At 49.8% G+C, this 5,730-nt stretch carries 2 tRNA genes and 3 rRNA genes; all 5 read left to right on the top strand.

Annotation, left to right across the window (positions count from 1 at the left end):
* The first annotated feature begins 315 nt into the window (after window positions 1–315).
* Window positions 316–1,853, top strand: a 16S ribosomal RNA gene (locus E9531_RS17205).
* Between the two features lie 92 nt (window positions 1,854–1,945).
* Window positions 1,946–2,022: transfer RNA gene (locus tag E9531_RS17200), tRNA-Ile, on the top strand.
* Between the two features lie 26 nt (window positions 2,023–2,048).
* A tRNA-Ala gene (locus E9531_RS17195) sits at window positions 2,049–2,124 on the top strand.
* A 405-nt stretch (window positions 2,125–2,529) separates the two neighbouring features.
* Window positions 2,530–5,404: ribosomal RNA gene (locus E9531_RS17190) — 23S ribosomal RNA — on the top strand.
* A gap of 159 nt (window positions 5,405–5,563) precedes the next feature.
* Window positions 5,564–5,676: ribosomal RNA gene (gene rrf / locus E9531_RS17185) — 5S ribosomal RNA — on the top strand.
* The 16S, 23S and 5S rRNA genes sit together here with 2 tRNA genes alongside, the layout of an rRNA operon.
* The last annotated feature ends 54 nt before the right edge of the window (window positions 5,677–5,730 follow it).

Raw genomic sequence — 5,730 nt, 5'->3', positions numbered from 1 at the left:
GGGGTTTTGAGTTGGTTAGAGATTATTTTAAATTTCTTTCTTCTTCTTAAAATTCTGTGTTATAGTAGAGGGCTTCGCTGATCGCAGCAAGTTACTTGAAGTTAAGTTGTTCATTAACAAATTACAGCCGATAAGCGTGGGCGTTTGGATGTAGAGAAAGCCTGCATTTAAGCGTCTTGGTTGAGAGACTGAGATGCAAGGCAGCAATGCCAAACGCTCATGCAAACAGAATAGAAGTGTGTAGGCCTTTGATAGAGATATCTAAAGCTTACAGGTTTACTTCAATTCCGCTAAGTGAGTGAGTTTAACAAGATCGAACTAAAGAGTTTGATCCTGGCTCAGATTGAACGCTGGCGGCATGCTTTACACATGCAAGTCGAACGGCAGCACGGGTGCTTGCACCTGGTGGCGAGTGGCGAACGGGTGAGTAATACATCGGAACATGCCTAGTTGTGGGGGACAACTACTCGAAAGAGTAGCTAATACCGCATGATATCTAAGGATGAAAGCAGGGGACCTTCGGGCCTTGCGCAACTAGAGTGGCCGATGGCAGATTAGGTAGTTGGTGAGGTAAAGGCTCACCAAGCCTGCGATCTGTAGCTGGTCTGAGAGGACGACCAGCCACACTGGGACTGAGACACGGCCCAGACTCCTACGGGAGGCAGCAGTGGGGAATTTTGGACAATGGGCGAAAGCCTGATCCAGCAATGCCGCGTGCAGGACGAAGGCCTTCGGGTTGTAAACTGCTTTTGTACAGAACGAAAAGCTCTGGGTTAATACCCTGGGGTCATGACGGTACTGTAAGAATAAGCACCGGCTAACTACGTGCCAGCAGCCGCGGTAATACGTAGGGTGCAAGCGTTAATCGGAATTACTGGGCGTAAAGCGTGCGCAGGCGGCTATGCAAGACTGATGTGAAATCCCCGGGCTCAACCTGGGAACTGCATTAGTGACTGCATAGCTGGAGTGCGGCAGAGGGGGATGGAATTCCGCGTGTAGCAGTGAAATGCGTAGATATGCGGAGGAACACCGATGGCGAAGGCAATCCCCTGGGCCTGCACTGACGCTCATGCACGAAAGCGTGGGGAGCAAACAGGATTAGATACCCTGGTAGTCCACGCCCTAAACGATGTCAACTGGTTGTTGGGGATTTATTTCTTCAGTAACGAAGCTAACGCGTGAAGTTGACCGCCTGGGGAGTACGGTCGCAAGACTAAAACTCAAAGGAATTGACGGGGACCCGCACAAGCGGTGGATGATGTGGTTTAATTCGATGCAACGCGAAAAACCTTACCCACCTTTGACATGTACGGAAGTTTCCAGAGATGGATTCGTGCTCGAAAGAGAGCCGTAACACAGGTGCTGCATGGCTGTCGTCAGCTCGTGTCGTGAGATGTTGGGTTAAGTCCCGCAACGAGCGCAACCCTTGTCATTAGTTGCCATCATTTAGTTGGGCACTCTAATGAGACTGCCGGTGATAAACCGGAGGAAGGTGGGGATGACGTCAAGTCCTCATGGCCCTTATAGGTGGGGCTACACACGTCATACAATGGCTGGTACAAAGGGTTGCCAACCCGCGAGGGGGAGCTAATCCCATAAAGCCAGTCGTAGTCCGGATCGCAGTCTGCAACTCGACTGCGTGAAGTCGGAATCGCTAGTAATCGTGGATCAGCATGTCACGGTGAATACGTTCCCGGGTCTTGTACACACCGCCCGTCACACCATGGGAGCGGGTTCTGCCAGAAGTAGGTAGCTTAACCGTAAGGAGGGCGCTTACCACGGCAGGGCTCGTGACTGGGGTGAAGTCGTAACAAGGTAGCCGTACCGGAAGGTGCGGCTGGATCACCTCCTTTCTGGAAAAACAGGCAAGACATCTTGCCAAACGTCCACACTTATCGGTTGTTGGAACATAAGCTGTAGATTGAGAAATTGATTTATAGCCCTTGGGTCTGTAGCTCAGCTGGTTAGAGCACCGTCTTGATAAGGCGGGGGTCGTTGGTTCGAGCCCAACTAGACCCACCAAGCGTCCAATGTGCAAGAGGATAGTTGGGGGATTAGCTCAGCTGGGAGAGCACCTGCTTTGCAAGCAGGGGGTCGTCGGTTCGATCCCGTCATCCTCCACCAAAAAAGTGCAGTTAAATTACTGTACAATGCGCGGTTTCGCTAAACACCAAAAAGGCTTTGAGTGAGAAATTCACTTGTGAGGCTTTTTTGTTGTTTGTCGACATAGTTTGATAAATACGGCTGTTCTTTAAAAATTCATAGAGTCGAATCAGCGTTGCTGATGGAAAGCATATATCAATGGATATGTGCACCGTGCCATCAGCAATGATTTTGATTGCGTCAATAACGAACATTCAATTAAATTTGGATGATTCAAGTAATTGACGATTGTTCTCGGCTATTTGGTTGTGATTATTTCATGGCTAAATGGCTAACAAGACAAGCGTAAATTACGGCAATAACGCGTAAGCAGTTTGCTTGACTTTGATGGAAGTCTTTGTTGAAAGACAGAGGCCAAAGTTATAGGGTCAAGTGACTAAGAGCATGTGGTGGATGCCTTGGCGATGATAGGCGACGAAAGACGTGATAGCCTGCGATAAGCTTCGGGGAGCTGGCAAATGAGCTTTGATCCGAAGATTTCTGAATGGGGGAACCCACCCTTTTTAGGGTATCTTTAACTGAATACATAGGTTAAAGAAGCGAACCTGGAGAACTGAAACATCTAAGTACCCAGAGGAAAAGACATCAACCGAGATTCCGAAAGTAGTGGCGAGCGAAATCGGAGAAGCCTTCTAGTGATAGCACAGAGAATATTGGAACACCTTGGAAACGGTGACCATAGTGGGTGATAGTCCCGTACAAGAACTATCTGTGTGGTACTAGGCTAGAGACAAGTAGGGCGGGGCACGAGAAACCCTGTCTGAATATGGGGGGACCATCCTCCAAGGCTAAATACTCATCATCGACCGATAGTGAACAAGTACCGTGAGGGAAAGGCGAAAAGAACCCCGGGAGGGGAGTGAAATAGATCCTGAAACCGCATGCTTACAAAAAGTAGGAGCCCTTAGGGGTGACTGCGTACCTTTTGTATAATGGGTCAGCGACTTACATTCAGTGGCAAGGTTAACCGAATAGGGGAGCCGAAGAGAAATCGAGTCCGAATAGGGCGTCTAGTCGCTGGGTGTAGACCCGAAACCAAGTGATCTATCCATGGCCAGGTTGAAGGTGCCGTAACAGGTACTGGAGGACCGAACCGACTAATGTTGCAAAATTAGCGGATGAGCTGTGGATAGGGGTGAAAGGCTAAACAAACTTGGAAATAGCTGGTTCTCTCCGAAAACTATTTAGGTAGTGCCTCAAGTATTACCTGCGGGGGTAGAGCACTGTTTTGGCTAGGGGGTCATGGCGACTTACCAAACCAAGGCAAACTCCGAATACTGCAGAGTACAGCTTGGGAGACAGAGCACCGGGTGCTAACGTCCGGACTCAAGAGGGAAACAACCCAGACCGCCAGCTAAGGTCCCTAAAACGGGCTAAGTGGGAAACGAGGTGGGAAGGCATAGACAGTCAGGATGTTGGCTTAGAAGCAGCCATCATTTAAAGAAAGCGTAATAGCTCACTGATCGAGTCGTCCTGCGCGGAAGATGTAACGGGGCTAAGCCAGTTACCGAAGCTGCGGATGCACAGTTTACTGTGCGTGGTAGGAGAGCGTTCTGTAGGCCTGAGAAGGTGAATCGTAAGGTTTGCTGGAGGTATCAGAAGTGCGAATGCTGACATGAGTAGCGTTAAAGGGGGTGAAAAGCCCCCTCGCCGTAAGCGCAAGGTTTCCTACGCAACGTTCATCGGCGTAGGGTGAGTCGGCCCCTAAGGCGAGGCAGAGATGCGTAGCTGATGGGAAACAGGTTAATATTCCTGTACCGATTACAAGTGCGATGTGGGGACGGATCTTAATAGGTTATCCACCGGTTGGAAGTGGTGGTTTAGATAGAAGTAGGCGTGTGTTAGGCAAATCCGGCACACATATACCGAGGCTATCGATCGAGTGAGCTTGCTCATGAAGTAACTGAACGGGGTCCCAGGAAAAGCCACTAAGCTTCAGCTTGTAACGACCGTACCGCAAACCGACACTGGTGCGCGAGATGAGTATTCTAAGGCGCTTGAGAGAACTCTGGAGAAGGAACTCGGCAAATTGACACCGTAACTTCGGGAGAAGGTGTGCCCTAGTAGTGTGATGAGAACATCTGAGCATGAAAGGGTTGCAAAAAATTGGTGGCTGCGACTGTTTATTAAAAACACAGCACTCTGCAAACACGAAAGTGGACGTATAGGGTGTGACGCCTGCCCGGTGCTGGAAGATTAAATGATGGGGTGCAAGCTCTTGATTGAAGTCCCAGTAAACGGCGGCCGTAACTATAACGGTCCTAAGGTAGCGAAATTCCTTGTCGGGTAAGTTCCGACCTGCACGAATGGCGTAACGATGGCCACACTGTCTCCTCCAGAGACTCAGCGAAGTTGAAATGTTTGTGATGATGCAATCTCCCCGCGGAAAGACGGAAAGACCCCATGAACCTTTACTGTAGCTTTGTATGGGACTTTGAACAGATCTGTGTAGGATAGGTGGGAGGCTTTGAAGTGGCGATGCTAGTTGCCATGGAGCCGTCCTTGAAATACCACCCTGGTGTGTTTGAGGTTCTAACCTGCGCCCTTGAATCAGGGCGGGGGACAGTGCATGGTAGGCAGTTTGACTGGGGCGGTCTCCTCCCAAAGTGTAACGGAGGAGTTCGAAGGTACGCTAGGTACGGTCGGACATCGTGCTAATAGTGCATAGGCATAAGCGTGCTTGACTGTGAGACTGACAAGTCGAACAGGTAGGAAACTAGGACTAAGTGATCCGGTGGTTCTGTATGGAAGGGCCATCGCTCAACGGATAAAAGGTACTCTGGGGATAACAGGCTGATACCGCCCAAGAGTTCATATCGACGGCGGTGTTTGGCACCTCGATGTCGGCTCATCTCATCCTGGGGCTGAAGTCGGTCCCAAGGGTATGGCTGTTCGCCATTTAAAGAGGTACGTGAGCTGGGTTTAAAACGTCGTGAGACAGTTTGGTCCCTATCTTCCGTGGGCGCTGCAGATTTGAGGGAACCTGTTCCTAGTACGAGAGGACCGGAATGGACACACCTCTGGTGTACCGGTTGTCACGCCAGTGGCATCGCCGGGTAGCTAAGTGTGGACGAGATAACCGCTGAAAGCATCTAAGCGGGAAACTCATCTCAAGATTAGATCTGCCGAGGCCTTGAGCCTCCTAAAGGGTCGTTGAAGACTACGACGTTGATAGGCTGGGTGTGCAAGTGCAGTAATGCATTGAGCTAACCAGTACTAATTGCCCGTGAGGCTTGACCCTATAACTTTGGCGATCAGTATGAAAATATTCATCCCGATCAGCCTAAAAGCTAAGCAAACTAACAACGCAACATATTGCCCAGTTATTGCTCGCAATCAAAATACGAATTCGACTCTATGACCTTCTCTTGAAAAAAACTCAAGAGAAGTACCCTTTATGCCTGATGACAATAGCAGTCTGGAACCACTCCTTCCCATCCCGAACAGGACAGTGAAACGGACTCGCGCCAATGATAGTGCGGATTCCCGTGTGAAAGTAGGTCATCGTCAGGCTCCTATTAAAAACCCCCTGCGCCTAACCGCCAGGGGGTTTTGCTTTGCAGAAAA

The sequence above is a fragment of the Lampropedia puyangensis genome, from assembly GCF_004833285.1.
In the GTDB taxonomy this organism is placed as follows: domain Bacteria; phylum Pseudomonadota; class Gammaproteobacteria; order Burkholderiales; family Burkholderiaceae_C; genus Lampropedia; species Lampropedia puyangensis.
Note: the sequence above shows the minus strand (reverse complement) of the source record. Positions and strands in the feature narration are given on the sequence as shown.